Consider the following 18,836-nt stretch of genomic DNA (forward strand, 5'->3'; position numbering starts at 1 on the left):
CACATGCGAAAACCTTTGCGCAGCAGGGTGCTTGCACAGCGCGATGGGCGCTGACATGGCGCACCGCAACGTGGCCATCGTGGGTGGTGGGCCAGCCGGCTTGATGGCCGCCGAGCGCCTGTCACAAGCAGGGTGCCAAGTCGACCTGTACGACGCGATGCCTTCCGTGGGGCGCAAGTTTTTGCTGGCCGGCAAGGGCGGGCTGAACCTCACGCATGGCGAGGATAAGGCCCGCTTCGTGTCGCGCTACGGCGAGCGGCAGGCACATGTGCAGCCCTGGCTCGACATGCTCGATGCACAGGGTGTTCGCGACTGGGCGCAGGCCCTCGGCATCGCCACCTTCGTAGGCAGCTCCGGCCGCGTTTTCCCCACCGACATGAAGGCCGCGCCGCTGCTGCGCGCCTGGCTGCACCGCCTGCGCGCTGGCGGCGTGCGCCTGCACATGCGCCACCGCTGGTCGGGTTGGGACGATGCGATGCATCCGCGCTTCGAGACGCCCGATGGTGCACGCAGCATCGAGGCCGACGCGCTGGTGCTGGCGCTCGGCGGGGCGAGCTGGCCGCGCCTGGGCTCGACCGGGGCCTGGGTCGAGCCGCTGCGCGCACGCGGCGTGGCCGTCGCGCCCCTGCGGCCGGCCAATTGCGGCTTCGATGTGGCGGCCACGCCGCGCACGGCAGGCGCACCGGGTTGGAGCGCGCATTTCGCCGAGCGCTTCGCTGGCCAGCCGCTGAAGTCCGTGGCGCTGCGCTGCGACGACGGCCAGGGGGGGCAGTTCCTGCGCAAGGGCGAGTTCGTCGCGACCGCCACCGGCATCGAGGGCAGCCTGGTCTACGCCGCCTCGGCCTTGCTGCGCGAGCAGATCGCGCGCGAGGGCCAGGCCACGGCTTGGCTGGACCTGCTGCCAGACCGTACGCCCGAGCAGGTGCTGGGCGCCGTGCGCCATCCCCGCGGCGCGCGATCGCTGTCGAGCCACCTCAAGAGCCGTTTGTCGCTGGACGGCACCAAGCTCGCGCTGCTGTACGAGATGCTGACGCCCGAGGCCATGCACGACCCTGCTGCGCTGGCCACAGCGATCAAGGCCCTGCCTCTGCCACTTTCTGCCGCGCGGCCGGTCGAGGAAGCCATCAGCACCGCAGGTGGCGTGGCATTCGATGCGATGGATTCCACTTCGATGCTCAAGGCGCTGCCCGGCGTGTTTTGCGCCGGCGAGATGGTCGACTGGGAAGCGCCCACCGGCGGCTATCTGCTGACGGCGTGCATGGCCAGCGGTGCCGTGGCCGCCCAGGGCGTGCTGGGCCACTTCGCGGCGGCAGGTCGCTGATGGCCACCGCACGCCCGGCGGCGCTTCGCCCGCGCCTGTTGCTCATCCTCGTCGTGCTGCTCGCGCTGGGCTACGGCGTCTACCGCTACGCCTTCACCACCCCACCGCCCCCTGCCTTCATCACCGCCCCCGCCACGCGCCAGGACATCGAGGACACGGTGCTGGCCAACGGCACGCTGCAGGCCTTCAAGCAGGTCAGCGTGGGCGCCCAGGTCTCGGGCCAGGTCAAGTCGCTCAAGGTCAAGTTGGGCGACGAGGTGCGGCAGGGCCAGCTGGTGGCCGAGATCGACTCCGTCCCGCAGCAGAACAAGCTGCGCAATGCCGAGGCCGCGCTGGCCAGCATCCAGGCGCAGCTGGCTTCGGCGCGCGCCACGCTGGCGCAGGGCGAGATCACGCAGGGCCGCGAGCAGCGCATGCGCGCCGAGGACGCGACCTCGCAAGCCAACCTGGATGCGGCCGATGCCGCCGTGGCCACCGGCCGCGCCAGCGTGCGCGCGCTGCAGGCCCAGGTCGAGCAGGCGCGCATCACGGTGGATACGGCGCGCGTGGACCTGGGCTACGCACGCATCGTCTCGCCGATCGCCGGCCAGGTCGTGGCCATCGTGACGGAGGAGGGCACGACCGTGAACGCCAACCAGGCGGCGCCCACCATCATCATCGTGGCGCAGGTCGACACCATGACCGTGAAGGCGTCGATCTCCGAGGCCGACGTCACCAGCGTCAAGCCCGGCCAGCGCGTGTACTTCACGATCCTGGGCGAGCCGGACAAGCGCTACCAGGCGCGGCTGCGCACCATCGAGCCAGCGACCGATGCGATCCGCACCAGCGGTAGCGCCACCGCGCTGGGCAGCAGCACCAGCGCCGCCACCACGGCGAACGCCACGGCCATCTACTACAACGGCCTGTTCGACGTGGACAACGCGGACCGCGCGCTGCGCATTTCGATGACGGCCCAGGTCTACATCGTGCGCGGCGAGGCCAAGGGCGCGGTGACCATTCCCGCTGCCGCGCTGAGCGCGCGCACGACCGACGGGCGCTACGAGGTCAGCGTGCTCGACGCGCAGGGCCAGCCACAGGCACGCCAGCTGCGCATCGGCATGAACAACAAGGTGCGTGCCCAGGTGCTCGAAGGCCTGGTCGAGGGCGAGCAGGTCGTGCTGGGCGATGCCAAGGCGCTGACCGACAGCGGCCCGCGCCGCGGCCCGCCGCGCATGTGATGGACGCGGCAGCGCATTCCGACGCTCCGGCGCCCCTGCTCGCACTGCAGGGCGTGTGGCGCGAGTTCCCGGTGGGCGACGGCCTGCTGGCCGTGCTGCAGGACATCGACCTGGTCATCCACGCCGGCGAGATGGTGGCCATCGTCGGCCAGTCGGGCTCGGGCAAGTCCACGCTCATGAACATCCTGGGTTGCCTGGACCAGCCCACGCGCGGCAGCTACCGCGTGGGCGGCCGCGAAGTGGCCACGCGCGCACCCGACGAACTGGCGGCGCTGCGCCGCGAGCACTTCGGCTTCATCTTCCAGCGCTATCAGCTGCTGCCGGACCTGAGCGCACAGGCCAATGTCGAGGTGCCCGCGGTCTACGCCAACGCGGCGCGCGGCCAGCGCCAGGCACGTGCCCTGCAATTGCTGGAGCGCCTGGGCCTGGCCGACCGCACGGACCACCCGCCCGGCAAGCTGTCGGGCGGGCAGCAGCAGCGCGTGTCGATCGCGCGGGCGCTCATGAACGGCGGCAGCGTGATCCTGGCCGACGAGCCCACCGGCGCGCTGGACACGCATGCCGGCGCCGAGGTCATGCAGATCCTGGCCGAGCTGCATGGCCAGGGCCACACCATCGTCATCGTCACGCACGACATGGGCGTGGCCGGCCATGCGCAGCGCATCGTCGAGCTGCGTGACGGCGCCATCGTGTCGGACCGGCCCACGCCCCATGCGCAAGCCGTGGTCGCCGCAGCGCCCACGCCGGCGCCCGCCCGTGGCCGCGGCTTCCTGGGCGGCTGGTTCGATCGCCTGGGCGAGGCCTTGCACATGGCGCTGCTGGCCATGAACGCTCACAAGTTGCGCACGTTGCTGACCATGCTGGGCATCATCATCGGCATCGCGTCCGTGGTGTCGGTCGTGGCGCTGGGCGAGGGCGCGCGGCGCAAGGTGCTGGCCGATATCAGCGCCATCGGCACCAACACCATCGAGGTCTATTCGGGCACCGGCTTCGGCGACCCGCGCGCGGCGCGCATCCAGACCCTGCTGCCCTCCGACGCCGATGCGCTGGCCGGGCAGGGCTATGTCGACAGCGTGACGCCCAATGTGCAAAGCGCGGTCACGGCACGCTTTCGCAATGTCGATGCCGCGGTCACGGTCAGCGGCGTGGGCGAGCAGTACTTCCGCGTCAAGGGCATGCAGATCGCCTCGGGCACGGGCCTGGATGCCGAGGCCCAGCGCAGCCTGGCGCAGATCGCCGTGCTCGATGCGAATGCGCGCGACAAACTGTTTCCCGGCACCGACCTGATCGGACAGGTGCTGCTGCTGGGCGGCATGCCGGTCTACGTGGTCGGCGTCACCGAGAAGAAGACCGGCGGCTTCGGCCCCGGCAGCGACCGGTTGAACGTGTATGTGCCCTACACCACCGCCATGCGCCGGCTCGTGGGCCAGCCCTACCTGTCCAGCATCACGGTGCGCGTGGCCGATGGCGCGCCAATGGCCGCGGCCGAGCAGGGCATCCACCAACTGCTGGAGCGTCGGCACGGGCGCGTGGACTTCTACGTGCTCAACACCGACAGCATCCGCCAGACCATCGAGGGCACCACACGCACGCTGACGTTGCTGATCGCCGCCATCGCCGTGATCTCGCTGCTGGTGGGCGGCATCGGCGTGATGAACATCATGCTGGTCAGCGTGACCGAGCGCACCGGCGAAATCGGGGTGCGCATGGCCGTGGGCGCGCGCCAGGGCGACATCCAGCAGCAGTTCCTGATCGAGGCCGTGCTTGTGTGCCTGGCCGGCGGCGTGCTGGGCATCCTGCTGGCGCTGGGCATCGGCGCGCTCTTCGCGCGCGTGTCGGGCAACTTCGCACTGGTGTTTTCCGTGCAGGCCATGGCGGTGGCCTTCCTGTGCTCGACGCTGATCGGCGTGGTCTTCGGCTTCCTGCCGGCGCGCAACGCGGCGCGGCTGAACCCGGTCGACGCGCTGGCGCGCAATTAGTCAGCGGGGCTGGGGGCCAGTGCCTTGTCCAGCTCGTCCATCTCGCGCTGGTCCCAGCTGTTCTTGACCTCCAGAATGCGCGGCAGGATGGTGTCGAACACGGCCACCAGCGCCGGGTCGAAATGGCTGCCGCTGCCCTCGTGCAGCATGGCCATGATGCGGTCCAGCGGCCAGGCCTCCTTGTAAGGGCGGCGCATGCTCAGCGCGTCGAACACGTCGGCGATGGCCACGATGCGCGCCGACTCGGGGATGTCCTTGCCGGCCAGCCCGGTGGGGTAGCCGGTGCCGTCCCACCGCTCGTGGTGGCACAGCGCGATCTCGGCTGCCAGCACGAAGACCGGCGCGTCGCTCTTGACCAGGATGTCGTGGCCGATGCGCGGGTGCGTGCGCATCACCTCCCATTCCGCTGCGTCCAGCTTGCCCGGCTTGCGCAGGATGGTGTGCGGGATGCCGACCTTGCCCGTGTCGTGCATGGGGGCGGCCAGCTCCAGCATGCCCGCGCGCTCCTTGGTCCAGCCATGCGCCTCGGCCAGCAGCCTGGCGTAGGCGGCCATGCGCCAGATGTGCACGCCGGTGTCGTTGTCGTTGTAGTGGCCGGCCTCGCCCAGCATGTAGATCGCCGTGCGGTAGCTTTTTTCCAGCGCCGTGGCGCGCACCAGCGACAGGTGCGTGCGCACGCGGGCCCGCACGATGAGCGGCGATACCGGCTTGACGATGTAGTCCACGCCACCAGCGGCAAAGCCGGCCGCCTCGTCGCCCACATCGGACAGCGCGGTCACGAAGATCACCGGCGTGTCGTGCGTGGCTGGGTTGGCCTTGAGCTGACGGCACAGGTCGTAGCCGTCCATGTCGGGCATGCGGATGTCCAGCAGGATCAGCGAGGGCTGGTGCTTGGCGGCTGCAGCGAGGGCTTCGGCGCCGCTGCGTGCGAACACCAGCGCATGGTCGGGAGCCAGGATCTGGCGCAGCGTGGCGAGGTTGCTGGGCTCGTCGTCGACGATGAGGATGGGACGGTGCGGCATGCGGGTGTCCTCTGGGGGGTGCGGGTGCTGGTCCTCAAGCTGCCGTGACGGACGCATCGAGCATGCGTCTGACCAGCGCTTCGGTACCGCGGAAGTCGAAGTCGTCCAGCAGGCGCTGCAAGGCCTGGTGCTCGCCGGGCGGCAATGCGGTGGCAAGCGCTGCCATCACCGGCTCGGCGTGGGAGGGGTCGTCGTGGTCCAGGGTCTGCAGCAGGTCGTGCAGCAGGCTCAAGGCTTCGGGCGAATGCGTTGCGCGTGGGGCGGCGGGATCGGCCTGCGGTGGCTCGACCGTGCCGTCGGCCTGCAGGCGCGCGATGGACGTGCAGGCCTCGCCCAGGGCCTGGCCCAGCCGGTCCAGTGCGCCGGTCGCGTCCAGCCCCTCGCTCAGCAGCCGCTCCACGTCGGTGGCCAGCTGCGCCGTATCGGGCAGGGCCAGGTGCGCGGCCACACCGCGCAGGCGGTGGGCAAGGGCGGCGGCCGCATCCTGCTCGCCGTGCGCCAGGTGCCGCCCGATCTGCTGGGCCGTGTCCGCATGGTCGCGCACGAACTTCGCAAGAAAGCGGCCATAGACCTGCCGGTCGTTCCAGATCTGCAGGCCCTGCGCGACGTCGATGCCGGGCGCGTCGGGTGGCGGCGTCACGACGATGCGTGCGCGCGCGACTTGCGCCGGCAGGGCCGGCGCCTGGCCGGTCAGGCGCCGGATCAGCGCCACGGCATGGCCCACGTCGAACGGCTTGCTGATGAACTCGTTCATGCCGGCTGCACGCGCGGCGTCCTGCTGTGTCTTGAAGGCGCCCGCGGTCAGCGCCACGATGGGCAGTTGCGCCGTGGCCGGATCCGCATGCGCACGGATACGGCGCGTGGCCTCGATGCCGTCCATGACCGGCATCTGCACGTCCATGAGCACGATGTCGATGCCGTGCGCACGGTCTTTCAGCCGGTCCAGGGCCTGTTCGCCATCAGCGGCCAGCATCACGTCGGCGCCCTGGCTTTCCAGGATGCGCTGCGCGACTTCCCGGTTGATCTCGCTGTCGTCCACGACGAGGATGTGCAGGCCCGAGAGCTTGCGTTCGCGGGCCGCCTCCACCAATGGCGCCGCGCCGGCCACGGTGGCGCGCTTGCGCTGCGCTGCGACCACGGCGTCGTAGAGCTTGGAGCCGGTCAGCGGCTTGTCCACCACGGCATCGAGCACGTCCTGGCCGGCGGCGTCCAGCAGGCTGGCGCGCGCATGGGCCGTGACCATGATCACGATCGGGCATTCGCCCACGGCCACGGTGGTGCGGATCGCGCGGGCTGCGGCCAGCCCGTCCATGCCGCTCATCTGCCAGTCCAGCAGCACGACGTCGGGCAGGGTGCGGCGCGTGGCGCGGTCGGCGATGGTCTCCAGGGCCGCGCGGCCCGACTCCACGGCATCGATCTGCCAGCCCAGCGACCGGGCCGTGGCCACGGCGGCCTCCCGGCCGATCGAGCTGTCGTCGGCCACGAGGGCGCTGACCTGCAGCATGGCCGGCGAGGAGAAATGTGACGGAGGTGCTAGCTCGAACGGCAGCGTGAACCAGAACTCGCTGCCCTGGCCCAGTACGCTGTTCACGCCGATCTCGCCGCCCATCAGCTCCACGAGTTGGCGGCAGATGCTCAGGCCCAGGCCCGTGCCGCCGAAGCGGCGCGTGGTCGAGGTGTCGGCCTGCGTGAACGGCGAGAAGATGTCGGCCTGTGTCTCCGGCCCCATGCCGATGCCCGTGTCTGTCACGGAAAAGCGCAGCACCAGCTGGCGCTGGTCGCGCCGCAGCAGGCGCATCTGCACGGCCACCTGGCCGCTGTCGGTGAACTTGATGGCGTTGCCCGTCAGGTTCACGAGCACCTGCTCCAGACGCAAGGCGTCGCCGACCAGGTGGCCGGTGCCGACCGGCGGCGGCGCGATCACCAGGGCCAGCGCCTTGTCGCCGGCATTGACGCCCATGATGGTGGCCACGTTGTCGATCACGTCGCCGAGCCGGAACGGTGCGTGCTCGATCTCCAGGCGGCCGGCCTCGATCTTCGAGATGTCCAAGATGTGATTGATGATGCCCAGCAGCGTGCGGCCCGCGGAATGGATCTTGCGCACCAGCGCCAATGGCTCGTGGCCCACGGTGCTGCGCTCGAGCAGATAGGCCAGGCCCAGGATGGCGTTCAGCGGAGTGCGGACCTCGTGGCTCATGTTCGCGACGAACTCGGCCTTGGCGCGGCTGGCCTTCTCGGCGACGTCGCGTGCCAGCATGAGTTCCGTCTCGGCCTGCTTCAGGGCCGAGATGTCTTGCAGGAACACCATCGTGGCCATGCCCTCGGACAGCTGCACGGATGCGCTGGCCGCCAGAACCGGCAGCTGGGTGCCGTCCTTGCGCACGCTGTAGGTCTCGGCGGCCTGGCTGGGCAGTTGCCCTGTGCTGCGCGCCTGCATGCCCACTGCCAACGCGGCATGGCTGTTCGCTGCGAAAAAATCTCGCCAGGGCATTCCTTGCAGGCTATCGGTGTCGGCATAGCCGTGCATGGCCAGGAATCCCTGGTTCGTGTAGTCGAACAGCCCGCCGCGCAGGATGGCCACTGCCACGGGGGCGCGCTCGATCAGCATGCGAAAGCGCATCTCCGACAGCTTGAGCGCGGTCTCGGCGCGCCGGCTGGTGATGTCGCGCACCACCGCCAGGAAGCGCGGTGCCCGTTCGGCGGTGGCCGGCAGGTACTGCAGGAACACTTCGACCGGGATCGCATGGCCGTCGCGGTGGCGGTGCGTGGCCTCGATCAGCTGCGACGGCTGCTCGCCGGCCACCAACGGGCGCGTGCGCTCGCGGTATTGCTCGGGCGTGGTGTCCCACAGCAGGTCGGGCGGGCTCATCAGCAGCAGCGCGTCCTCGCTGTAGCCGGTGGTGCGGATTGCGCCTTCGTTCACGTAGATGAATCGCAGGGTCTGGGCATCGAGGATGAACACGCAGTCCAGCGTCTCGTCCAGCATGTTCTTGAAATCGCGCAGCTCCGCTTCGCGCGCGGCGATCAGGCCGGCTGCGCGCTTGCGCTCGGTGATGTCCATGTGCGTGCCGGTCATGCGCACGGCGCGGCCCGTGCCGTCGCGCTGCACGACATTGCCGCGCGACAGGATCCACACCCAGTGGCCATCGGCGTGGCGCATGCGGTACTCGGCCTCGTAGCGTTGCGCGCGGCCGTTCACATGGGCCTCGACCTGCAGCTGGACGGCCTTCCAGTCCTCGGGCTCCATGCGCTCGTGCCAGGGCTGGCGTTCCAGCTGCATCTGGGCCGGCGTCAGCCCCAGGATCGCGCAGCCCCGTTCGTCCATCACGTGCTGATTGGTGGTGATGTTCCAGTCCCACAGGCCCAGGTCTGCGCCGCGCAGTGCCAGCGCCACGCGTTCCTCGCTCTCCAGGCGTGCGGCCCGGCTGGCCTGGTCCAGCAGCGCCATCTGCGTGCGGCGGCGCTGCAGCAGCCACAGGCTCAGGCTGCAGGCCAGCGCCAGGCCCATGAACAGCAGGGCATAGGCGCGTGCCTGCTGCCAGATCGGTGCATAGATCGCCGCGCGCGAGCGGCCCACCGCCACCAGCAGCGCGTTGTCCATGTTGAGGGCGGGCGGTTGCACCTTGCGCAGCGCGACCAGGCGCTCCGGATCGCCGTCGCTGCCGCTGCCCATCGACACCAGTGCGGTGGCATCGTTGCCGGTCTGCCGCTGCGCCAGCGTGTCGGCCAGAGGCAGGCGCGAAACGGCCTCGCTGGCCATGGCGGGGCTGACCTGGAACGGCTGGCCCCGGCCATGCAGCACCGAGGCCCACATGTCCGGTGCGTAAACGACCGAGCCGAGCACACTGCCGAAGTATTCCGGGTCGAGCGTGGCGGTCACAAGCAGGCCCAGCCCCCCGCCGGCTGCGACAGATGCCTTGGCCACATTGATGGCCACGCTGCCCAGATAGGAGCGAAACGGCGCGGACAGGTGCAGCACCTCATCGCTGGGCTGCGCGCTCGCACTGCGGAAGTAGTCGCGCTCGCGGTAGTTGCGCCCCAGCAGCTCAGGCCGGTTCGACGCGAGCACCGTGCCCTGCGCGTCCATCACGGCCAGTGTGCGCACGCCGGGCATGACGTCGGCAAGCGCACGCAGTTGCGGCTCGCCGGATTGCGCCATCGGCGCCGGCCAGTGCGCCGCACTGGCCAGCACGGTCTGCAGCGCCCGGTCGATGCCTTCGAGCTGGCGGCGGATGTTGTGCTCGACCACCTGCGCCTGCGTCTGCAGGCGCGCCCGCTCTGCGCCATCGATGCGTTGGTGCTCCTGCACCAGCGCGTACGCCATCACACCCCCTAGCGCCACCACGACGGCCATCAGAACAATCCATTCGCGAACCGGCGCAGAACGCCGACCCGAGATTTGATTTGCTTTCATTTCATAGCATTATCGGGTCTTAAATGTTGCACTTTTCAGGCGGATTGGTTGTGCACACAGTTGTACCACCTTCTGTGCGCCGGGCGGAACGCACGAGTGGATGCTGTGAGAGATGCGTCGGGCCCGTGCGGCGTGCCCGGCCGACGGAAGGAATGCGGTAGACGTGAAATGAAGGCCGAGTGGGAGCAGAGCGTCCCGACAGCCATGTCGTGGCACCGTCGTGGCACCAGCCGGACAGAAAAGATTGGGGGGTGACGAGCCTTGACCACGTCAAAATCTTCAGCATATCCTTTGAAATCAACAGCTTACGAAGACTGATATTCCAAAAGTGCAACACCAAAGTGTCACGCGAGAGGCTCTATTTTACGATTTCAATGAGAGCCCTCGACCACTCTCTTTCCATGCCGAAGAACTGGTAGTTTGGATGGGCTGCCGCCTCGTTCAGAGCGTTGCCAATGACTTCAGCCGCTCGTGCAGCACTTGGCAGCGAACCGTCTGCCGGGCCGTGCATGACCACTCCGCTAGATAGTTCCGCGTCTAACACGTGGAGAGCTTGGCCAAGGTGCGTCCTACCGTCGAGAACCACCGCCAGCGTTTCTGCATGAGGCAATTGATCTACAGGCAGCCGGTCGAGAGCTTGCGCATAAAGACGCAGGCGGCCCGCCGCGAAAGCAGTTCCAAGGCTCGTGCCTGTGAACACTGCGTCTCTGCGTTCGATTGCGACCTTTTTCAGTGTGAAGTGGGCTTCCAAGAACACTGCGCCCTGCAGCTTTAGGATTCGCCGTATTTCCTCATCCTGAGCTTTTTTAGCGCGTCTGTTTTCTAGGTCGTGCTGCCACGCGACTACTGCGCCGGTAGCGGCAATAGCGACAATGGAGCCGACTGCTTGGACCCACGCAGGTGCGTTGATGTGGTCCAACCATCTGGCGATAGTGTTGTACCCCGGTACGATGGCGAGAACGGCGATAACTGCAATCAGGACAGCCACGCACATCCATATCCGCTCAAACCAGCTCGTTTCCTTGCTTTCCATCTCCGCCCCTCTTTTCGGGGAAGTGTGCCTTACCTGCTTTGAAGGTGAGCGAATGTCAAGGTCGAAAAAAGCAGGTGCAGAGCATGGCCAGAAAGCCACGTCCACACCTGCAAACCTATCTCACTTCAAAGCCATCGCATCCATCTGGTTGCTCGGAAAACTACCGTACTTTTCCACGGTCGCATTCCACTGCGGAGTGCCTGCCAGCATCGCCGCCCGCAGCGCAAAGCGCCGGGTGTCGTTCACCCGCTCTCCCTGCTTGTTGACGTAGGTGGTCATCACGGCCGCCTTGAACCCCTCGGCGTCCCCGCTGGCCACCGCAGCCCATGCTTTCTTGAACTGGTCCGCACCTCCCACGGAATAGGCGATGTCGGTCATGACTGCCTGTTGGGTGGGGGACATGCGATTCCACAGACCCGGCTGGGCAGCCTCAGCGGCCCTCTGTGCCCGCTGGGTGTACGTCGGTAGGGTTACCTGCAGCAGCCTGCGGGCCTGGTCCTGCGTGAGCTGGGCGCGGCCCTCGATGACGTCTTGAATGCGGTCCTCGGGGACACCAGCACGCTTGAGGTCAGCATCTCGCGTTGCCGCGTTGGCCTTCAGGTTGTAGCCCATCCCCAGGTTGTTGCCGGCATCCTTCGCGGGGTCCGGGTAGGCCTGCAACACCGTGCCTTCGGCCATCGTGATGAGCGATGCGGCCAGAGATGCCCCGATGGCACCCGGGGATGCGACGGCCTGCGTGGTGAAGCTCGCAGCAATCTGGGCCGTAAGCTTGTTGTCGACACGGGCCCCACGCTGGCGGACGAACTGCAGGGAGCTGGTGTCCACCGGGCCCAGGGCCAGGAGTGGAATGGACTTCACCCGTGCCAGCATCTCAGCCTCGCCAGCGGTATGGAGCTTGCCCAGCTCGGCAGCGCCTAGACCCGGTACGCCTACCTTGCGAATCTTGGCCAGGAGGGGGCCGTGAGCTGCCAGAAAGGCAAGGTCAACCTGGCCGGATCGGACCTGCTTGAAGATGGCCTCGATGCCTGCCTTCTCCTCGGGGGTCTCGAACATCTTGGTGGACCTCAGCTCCTGCTGCATCTCCTGCAGGGTTTTGGACTCAATGTGACGAATGGCAGAGCCGTTCTGCATGACCACCTGGAATCGGCCAGTGTCCCCGGTAGGTAGGAAGTTGACTTGCCAGCCATCGGCCTGACCGACCGACAATCCGGCCCGCTGCTCCTCGGTGACGCGCTTGGAATAGGCAGACAGCGCCTCCTGCGCGAGCTGGCCACCGGACCCCGCAGGCACCTTCACGGCAATGCGGGTGTTGGTGTCGTGAATGAAGTTCTTAGAGGTCCAGTCCGCCGCGAATTCCTTCAAGGCCTCCGGGGAAGCATTGGGGTTCTTGGCGTAGTAGTCCTGCACAGCGCGGCCGGCCATAGCGGTGACCGCAGGGGCATTGCTGGGCCGACCGTTGCCACCTGCCCACTGAGGCCACCATGAGGAACCCTGAACGTCCTTGTAGACCGTCGCAAGCTTGTCCTTGAACTCTGGCGATGCGGCCACGGCAGCCGCTGCGGCCTTGCCTTCGGGGGACACAGCACGGTAGGCGCCCTGGTAGGCCGCTTCCTTGTCGCCACTGCCCAGGCCAGCCACATAGCCCCGCATTACTTCGGCCGTGTCACCCTTGAAGTAGATGTCCCGGAATGCGGGGTCTGTGGAGTAGGCCTTGTAGATGGCCGCTGCAGCCTCGAAGGCGGGCGTAGGAGCCTTCCCGGGCATCGAGGTTACCGTGGTATTGATGAACTGCTCCAGGGCCTGCAGAGGGGCCTTAGCGCCCGTGGCGGACTGTGCCCGCATCAACTGCTCGGCAGTGGTTGCCACCGTGGCCACATCACCCTGGCGGGCAGCCTCAGCCATGCGCAGGGCATGGGGGCCTAGGTTGGCCTCTAGGACTTTCTGCTGGTCTGCAGGATCTAGGAGCCACATCTGGCGGTTGTCGTATGCGGACTGCAACTGTTGGATGCCGAGCTTTTCCACTGCAGCAGCCTGGGCCCGCTTCCAGTAGGCAAAGGCTTCATCATGGGTAGCGAACGGACCGGACTTGCCCATGTTGGCCCGGATCACATCCAGGGTGATGGATGCCGGGTCATCCTTAAGCTGTTGCTCCAGCTTGGTCATGGTCACAAAGTTGCGTTGCTGGCTGTCGTCCTTCAGCTTCGCATCGGACAAGGCCTGCGCCTGGTTGCGAGCTGCCTGGATGTTGTTGGCCAGCTCGGGGTTATGCGCCCCCAGGGAAAGCCCATCGGCCCCCTTGCGGTCGAACAGGTCGAACACACCAGGGTTGCCGCCCATCTTGGTAGACAGCGCCGTCAGCGTGGAAAGCAAGCTCCCGGCCGCTTCCTTTTTGGACATACCCAGGGACTCAGCCTGCGGCAGGAGGCGACTGGTGTAGATGTCGAACAGCGCATCAGGTGGCAGGTCTGCCCGCAGGTTGTCGGTGAAGCTCTGGGCCACCGTGGCGTTACGGGTTTCGTCATGTCGCAGCATCGCGCGGCGCTGGGCATCGGCACGCACCTGGACCTCAAAGGCGTTGACCTGATTGCCGACCTGCGCAGCCAGGATCGGCACACCTTCCAGGCCGCCCAAGGACTTTGCGCGGTATTCACCCAGGAAGGCGTCCACATTGAAGCCGGGTTGCTCCTTGGCCTCGTTGTAGGCTGCGAGGCCCTGGTCTTTGGCCTTGATGCCTTCACGCTGGCCAAGAGCCGTGGAAAACGCTTCCCGGTAGTGCTTGCCGAGCGCCGGGGGGACCTGAGCTGGCGTAGGGTTGCCCGCGAACTCCATCGCTGACTTGCCGGTCATATCCAGGGCATCGGCCTGCTGCTGGGCCAGTGCGTTGACCTCTGCCCGTTGTGCTTCGATCTGGGCTTGCTCCAGTTGCATGGAGCTGGCCGCGTAGCGCTGCAAAGAGGGGTTCAGTTCGGAAAGGCCACGGATGAGGCCTTCCATTTCGTGATTGGGCGCAGGGGCCTGAATGCCCCAATTCTGCTGAGTGGCTACGACACGATCAAGGACCGGGCCGCGCTGGTTGCTGGTTGCCATGGGAAAGGGGTTCTAAAGGCCGTGGCCGGATGGATTGATGACGATGGCGCAGAGCATGGGCGCAGGGTCTAGGACCGCTTCATGCGTGCATGCGGTGGCCGTTAGAACTACGTGGTCCGCGATGGGGCACCAGGCGTTGAAGCTGGCCATAGGGTGCTGAGGGGGTCTGCATGCGACCTGGGCCTTATCTCCCGGCCGGACACCCGGGAAGGGCACTACAGCCACCGACAGCAGGGGCAGGCCGTCCGAGGTGTGTGGATTGGGGGCGTAGGGCTCCCATTGCACGACCTTGCAGACAGCAGCCCCAGCGTTCAGGGTGTCAAGGCTGGCCATTCGGCTTGGCGGCTACCGGAGGCGTAAAGACCGGACGGCGGAATACGGGCTCTCCTAGACCGAACTCCACTTCATCGCCTGGCTTTGGCGGCAGCTCCATCGGCGTTTCGGGGCGGGGCCGCCCATAAGCATCGAGCCACTCGGCCGGCACGTTGATGGGAAGCTGGCCGGCGTAAGAGGGGCCGTGGTGGTAGTGAGTTCTGGTCAGGCCCACATGATTGGCCTTGGCGCGGCTTGGATAGGTGGTCTCCCAAGGTGTGACGAGGCCTGTAGCAGGAGGAAGGGCAGAGCCTGGAATGGCTTGATTGATAACGGGCATGGTGTTCTTTCAGGAAATGGAAACGAGGAAATGAAAAAGCCCAGCGATTGCCGGGCCTGAGGTGCGAAGTGCGTGGGTGATGAGGGTCACATCTGGGTCTGCTTGGCCTGGTCTGCGACATAGGCGCGGTAGCGGTGCAGCAGGTCCGTCATGGGGCTGGAAAAGTTGACATCAAGGTAGCTCAGGGCTGACTTAAAGGCCTTGGACTGCACTGTCTCCGCCCAGGTCTTCACGGCAGCCTCGTGCCCCTCGAAGCCCGACGACAGGCACCAGCGATGGATGAATGTCTCCAGCCGGACCACGGGGTCAGCGTGAAGCTTCTTGAAGGTGCCGCGACCTCTGGTCATTGGTTGACGCCAGCGGCGCGGGCTTGCTTCGCTGCGTACTCGCGGGCCAGGTGCTGGAAGGGCTTCACGTCTCGGGCAACAGTCAGCGAGGAGATAGCGCCTTGCAAGCCACGCTGGCCGCGACACCATGCGAAGAACTCATCAGCCTGCGCAGGGCTCACGCCTTCGGCAGCCACCGAGCGCACCACGGCGTCCCGGAACATCCCGAAGGCCGACTGCACATGCTCCTGAGCCCGCGCGGGGTCCATGCCACCCTCACGGGCCAGCCGGTCAGCCGCTGCATCCAGGTCGGTGCCGTCAAGGCATGCCAGGGTTGCTACCGCTACCGTCTTGTCGTAGACCGGTTGCGGCATGTCTGCAATGTCGGTCTCGAAGGCCTGCCACTCGGCATCGTCGAAGTGGTCAGCGGATGGCAGCTTGTCGGCCTCAGGGGGCGTGAGGGGGTCCGGGGTGGCCGTGGTGGCCGTGGTGGCCTCAGACTTTCCCAGGCTGGCAACGTCCATAAAACCGCCATGGCCATCGGCTCGCACAGCCCCCATGCGCACGGCATTGGCGACTGAGGTGCGCATGCCTTCCACCACCACGGTTCCGCCGTTGTACGGCTGGAAACTCGCCATCACGCCGGGGCGGCTGGCCTGGTCTTCATAGGCGTTGTAGGTGGTGCGGCCCTTGGCTTCGGTCTCGCCCGTGCGCATGTTCACGGACAGCGTGGGGCTATTGAAGCGGCCTACGGTGGAGAAGGCCTCGGCCATGGGGTTGTGGACTGCTGCGTCTTCCTGGCCGTGGGTGACGCGGGTCACGCCGCCATGTTGGGAGATGTTGCCGGATTGGTATTGGATGGTCATTGGTGGTGGTGCGGGAAGTGAAGGGGATCAGTGAGAGACAGGACTGGCAGCCCCAGTGATGACGAAGGGCGCGCGGTGCGCCTCATAGGTGGCCTGGCGGCGCTTGGCCTCGGCCTCGGCCTTGTCGGTGGCCGCTACGGCGATGGCCGCCAGGAGACCGGACAAGGTATTTCGGATCGTGGCTCCAAGGGAGTTGAGCGCCGCCACGCTGGGGCGTGTGGGATAGCCGCGCTTGCTGGTGCGAAGTGCCGATGCCGACATATTGCGGGGCCGTGGGGCCAGCCGTAGGACCGCCTGGCTGATGAGGTGGTTTTCGGAATCCACCGTGGGCAACCTGGTGGCCTTGCGGCTGATGTAGAGGGCCACGGCTGCCACCTCGGCTAGGACGGTGATAGCTGCGACGCCTGCATCTGCCAGTCGGCAGACCTCATAGTCAAGGCCTGGCTTGTTGGTCCCGCCCTTGTGCTGGACGTACAGGCCATTGATGAACGACACCCCGGACAGGATGCCGGGATGGTTCTGGTTATCAGCGAACAGGGCTAAGACCTCGGCTCTTTCGAGCGCCCAAGCCTTCGGGTCAGTCTTGGGGGCCAGGGCATGGCCGCGCCGCTTGTGCATGTCGTAGTGGTGGCCGCAGAGCTTGCGAAAACCGGAGGTCTTGCCTCCGCAGCCGGGGACGCTGCAAACTTGCTTGGCGGACAGTTCGCGTGCCCTCGCGGCCGCAGCACCGGTGCCGGTGGGGTGTGTGTTGCTGTACATGGTGATGTGAATGTGAATGGCTTAGGCATGCCTACGGCTGACCTCTGGAGACAGAGGAGCGCGAGGGGGCCTGCGGGGGTGTGGGGTGGCCTGGGAATCAGACCTGTTAGACAGACCTGTGAAGGAATGCCCTAGGCATGCTGCGATAGCCTTGAAACGGCCCGGGAAGCCGCGCCAGCATTGGGTGAAAAACAAGACCCAGCTCCTACAGCTCTATAGGGCGAGGGTCTTGTTTTATGTGGGCTTGAACCCGTACAGTTCCGCCGTGGACCTCACCAGTGAGCGGCCGTCTAAGGCCCAACCATGCAAAGCGAGGTTGAGCTTTCCAACTGCACGGCTGAACGCATGGCCATCGCTCCGGCCTGGGCCTATCTGCATGGCAGCCTTCAGCTTGATGCTGGAGACTTTCGTTATGGCTGCGTCAAGGGTCCGAAGCTGTCCGAGGATGCGCCCCAGCATCTCATCCGCAATGTTCGAGGATGAGGACTTCTCTAAGTACAGCGGGTCGGGGAAGAACCACTGTGCCCTAGGCATGACCTTATCTAGGATGGTCTTCAGCGTAGCGCTGCGGTGGATAAGGTGCAGGCGCATCGGGTTGGCCAGGCCGTTGTTCAGGTTCCTGCAGGAGCCCCGTGATGCTGCCTGCATGACTGCACCAGCAATCTCCGACTCCATGATTCTGTTCACCATGTCGTAGGGCGTCGATGCAGCCATGTTGCCCATCTGCCCCCGCGCTGCTGCGCTGAGGTCGATATGGCTACGGTGCAGACATCCCACCAGGATGACACTCTGGCAATGCTCTTTCATGTTCAGGCCCAGGTGATCCCCCCAGGTCAGCCACTCGAAACGCTTGCGCGGCGCAGTGTCCCCCTGGCCGGCCGGTGCTCTCTCCTCCAGGTCGAAACCTTCGGCTGTAAGGGCTTCGCGCAGGCGCTTGGCCACGTCCAGGCCGTCCCTAGGAATGAAGTTGACCAGGAGGAAGCACCGGGCCGGGTCTTCCAGCGCCTCACGCCGGATGATGGCTAGGACTTCCTTGATGACCTTCGCATTCTCGACACCAGCCTGCTTCAGGGTCTGCTCGACGGCACTGCGGGAGCCCGAGGCCATGATCTGATGAACCTCGACCTGCTCAAAGGACTTGAGGGAGTCCAGCTCGAAATCCTTCATGTGCTTGATGCTGGTGTCCAGGTTCACAAGGTCCGAGATGGGGCCTGATGCGTCCAGCACGACTACATTGCGCAGGTGCTTGGAAACGGCCTGACGGATGGAAATGATGCCGTCCCCCTGGGCTGTCTTTAGGACCTGAAGCTGCGACATGGCCACACTGAGGAATTCCTCCAGGGTGTGCCGATACTGCCCGAGGTCGCGGCTGCATCGCTGGATCAGGGACTGCCATGCGTCGATGGTCTCCTGGTCCCGTTCGGGCAGCCACAGGGGCCGCCCTCGGTTCTCGGCATCGCCAGCCTCATCCATGAATTCAAGCTGGGTTTCGATCAGGTCTGTGCAGTCGCTGACGAACTGGAACAGCGAGGCCAGGTGATGGTCCTTGGAGGTCTTCGCCATGCCCCCTAGGAGGCTTTCAGCCAGCTTGAGGCGACGCACAGCGAACGACCACGAGTCAGAGACGATCAGCGCCTCATCGTAGAGGCACAGGGCCCGGTCAACACCCTGGTGCTGCCCGAACAGCTCGAAGTCTCGCCCAGACCTCACGCGGGAATGCGTCACGAGTTGATAGAGCCGGTCAGCGTCCCCGGTAGATGGAACACTGGCAGTCAACACCGAATGCTTGATGCCGATGTCCCCAACGGGCACGCCCTTGGCAATCAGGCCCTTGTAGGTGTCGCACAGGCTCTCCACCTTGCTTGCTGCGATGGACACCGGGATACGGTAGCCCAGCCGGTGTAGGGCCGTGATGAAGGCAATGATGCTGGCCGATTTGCCCATGCCTGCCGGGATCGGGAAGGCCTTGCGGCCGTGCTCCGTGCCAGCGCAGTAGCTCGCGCAGGTGTCCAGGAGCTGATAAAGGGCGGCCTTGTGCATGCTGCTCAGGACGTTGCGGCGCTCTAGGTCTGCCTTGAGGATCGCGAATGCTGTTTGGGTCAGCGTGAGGGTGTCGATGGTGGTCATGAGGATGAGTCAGGCATGGATGCCGCAGGGTGA

Annotated in this window: 12 protein-coding genes; 3 read left to right on the plus strand and 9 right to left on the minus strand. The window is 66.3% G+C overall.

Annotated elements, in window-relative coordinates; genetic code table 11:
• The first annotated feature begins 55 nt into the window (after nucleotides 1–55).
• The 3 genes from ASF43_RS03055 to ASF43_RS03065 are packed head-to-tail and all read left to right on the plus strand — an operon-like array spanning nucleotide 56 to nucleotide 4,517.
• Nucleotides 56–1,321, plus strand: a complete 1,266-nt coding sequence (locus ASF43_RS03055) for a TIGR03862 family flavoprotein (protein WP_082497558.1) — start codon at nucleotides 56–58, stop codon at nucleotides 1,319–1,321.
• A complete protein-coding gene (locus ASF43_RS03060) occupies nucleotides 1,321–2,538 on the plus strand; it encodes an efflux RND transporter periplasmic adaptor subunit (RefSeq protein WP_056176442.1) in 1,218 nt (405 codons plus the stop codon). Before ASF43_RS03055 ends, ASF43_RS03060 begins: the two co-directional genes overlap by 1 nt.
• Nucleotides 2,538–4,517: a MacB family efflux pump subunit gene (locus ASF43_RS03065; RefSeq protein WP_056176445.1), complete on the plus strand. Its 1,980-nt coding sequence runs from the start codon at nucleotides 2,538–2,540 to the stop codon at nucleotides 4,515–4,517. Before ASF43_RS03060 ends, ASF43_RS03065 begins: the two co-directional genes overlap by 1 nt.
• Here ASF43_RS03065 and ASF43_RS03070 read toward each other — a convergent pair.
• From ASF43_RS03070 to ASF43_RS03105, 9 genes are all read right to left on the minus strand, one after another.
• Nucleotides 4,514–5,539 (minus strand): HD domain-containing phosphohydrolase, encoded by a 1,026-nt coding sequence (locus ASF43_RS03070; RefSeq protein ID WP_056176447.1) that lies wholly within the window; start codon nucleotides 5,537–5,539, stop codon nucleotides 4,514–4,516. The two genes, ASF43_RS03065 and ASF43_RS03070, sit on opposite strands and share 4 nt — an antisense overlap.
• 34 nt (nucleotides 5,540–5,573) lie before the next feature.
• Nucleotides 5,574–9,893, minus strand: coding sequence for a PAS domain S-box protein (locus tag ASF43_RS03075; protein WP_056176450.1), 4,320 nt, complete (start codon nucleotides 9,891–9,893; stop codon nucleotides 5,574–5,576).
• Between the two features lie 418 nt (nucleotides 9,894–10,311).
• Nucleotides 10,312–10,986, minus strand: a complete 675-nt coding sequence (locus tag ASF43_RS30350) for a hypothetical protein (RefSeq protein WP_156373106.1) — start codon at nucleotides 10,984–10,986, stop codon at nucleotides 10,312–10,314.
• Nucleotides 10,987–11,106: 120 nt separating this feature from the next.
• Nucleotides 11,107–14,073, minus strand: a complete 2,967-nt coding sequence (locus ASF43_RS03085; protein ID WP_156373107.1) for a hypothetical protein — start codon at nucleotides 14,071–14,073, stop codon at nucleotides 11,107–11,109.
• 319 nt (nucleotides 14,074–14,392) lie between these two features.
• On the minus strand, nucleotides 14,393–14,725 hold the full coding sequence (locus ASF43_RS30355; protein WP_156373108.1) for a hypothetical protein: 333 nt from the start codon (nucleotides 14,723–14,725) through the stop codon (nucleotides 14,393–14,395).
• 86 nt (nucleotides 14,726–14,811) lie between these two features.
• On the minus strand, nucleotides 14,812–15,072 hold the full coding sequence (locus tag ASF43_RS03090; RefSeq protein WP_056176460.1) for a hypothetical protein: 261 nt from the start codon (nucleotides 15,070–15,072) through the stop codon (nucleotides 14,812–14,814).
• The gene (locus tag ASF43_RS03095) at nucleotides 15,069–15,917 is read right to left on the minus strand and encodes a hypothetical protein (RefSeq protein WP_056176463.1); all 849 of its coding nucleotides are present in this window, start codon (nucleotides 15,915–15,917) and stop codon (nucleotides 15,069–15,071) included. The genes ASF43_RS03090 and ASF43_RS03095 overlap by 4 nt, the downstream gene beginning before the upstream one ends.
• A 27-nt stretch (nucleotides 15,918–15,944) precedes the next feature.
• Nucleotides 15,945–16,676 carry a hypothetical protein gene (locus ASF43_RS03100; protein ID WP_056176467.1) on the minus strand — a complete coding sequence of 244 codons (732 nt, stop codon included), beginning with the start codon at nucleotides 16,674–16,676 and terminating at the stop codon, nucleotides 15,945–15,947.
• A 234-nt stretch (nucleotides 16,677–16,910) separates the two neighbouring features.
• A complete protein-coding gene (locus tag ASF43_RS03105) occupies nucleotides 16,911–18,803 on the minus strand; it encodes a hypothetical protein (protein ID WP_056176470.1) in 1,893 nt (630 codons plus the stop codon).
• Nucleotides 18,804–18,836: the final 33 nt, after the last annotated feature.

The sequence above is a fragment of the Pseudorhodoferax sp. Leaf267 genome, assembly GCF_001422405.1.
Classification (GTDB): Bacteria; Pseudomonadota; Gammaproteobacteria; order Burkholderiales; family Burkholderiaceae_C; genus Pseudorhodoferax.

Excerpts from the sequence above, each read along its gene's own strand:
- ASF43_RS03055 (WP_082497558.1), top strand. The coding sequence starts at position 56 with ATGGCGCACCGCAACGTGGCCATCGTGGGTGGTGGGCCAGCCGGCTTG.
- ASF43_RS03060 (WP_056176442.1), top strand. The coding sequence starts at position 1,321 with ATGGCCACCGCACGCCCGGCGGCGCTTCGCCCGCGCCTGTTGCTCATC.
- ASF43_RS03065 (WP_056176445.1), top strand. The coding sequence starts at position 2,538 with ATGGACGCGGCAGCGCATTCCGACGCTCCGGCGCCCCTGCTCGCACTG.
- ASF43_RS03070 (WP_056176447.1), bottom strand. The coding sequence starts at position 5,539 with ATGCCGCACCGTCCCATCCTCATCGTCGACGACGAGCCCAGCAACCTC.
- ASF43_RS03075 (WP_056176450.1), bottom strand. The coding sequence starts at position 9,893 with ATGGCCGTCGTGGTGGCGCTAGGGGGTGTGATGGCGTACGCGCTGGTG.
- ASF43_RS30350 (WP_156373106.1), bottom strand. The coding sequence starts at position 10,986 with ATGGAAAGCAAGGAAACGAGCTGGTTTGAGCGGATATGGATGTGCGTG.
- ASF43_RS03085 (WP_156373107.1), bottom strand. The coding sequence starts at position 14,073 with ATGGCAACCAGCAACCAGCGCGGCCCGGTCCTTGATCGTGTCGTAGCC.
- ASF43_RS30355 (WP_156373108.1), bottom strand. The coding sequence starts at position 14,725 with ATGCCCGTTATCAATCAAGCCATTCCAGGCTCTGCCCTTCCTCCTGCT.
- ASF43_RS03090 (WP_056176460.1), bottom strand. The coding sequence starts at position 15,072 with ATGACCAGAGGTCGCGGCACCTTCAAGAAGCTTCACGCTGACCCCGTG.
- ASF43_RS03095 (WP_056176463.1), bottom strand. The coding sequence starts at position 15,917 with ATGACCATCCAATACCAATCCGGCAACATCTCCCAACATGGCGGCGTG.
- ASF43_RS03100 (WP_056176467.1), bottom strand. The coding sequence starts at position 16,676 with ATGTACAGCAACACACACCCCACCGGCACCGGTGCTGCGGCCGCGAGG.
- ASF43_RS03105 (WP_056176470.1), bottom strand. The coding sequence starts at position 18,803 with ATGACCACCATCGACACCCTCACGCTGACCCAAACAGCATTCGCGATC.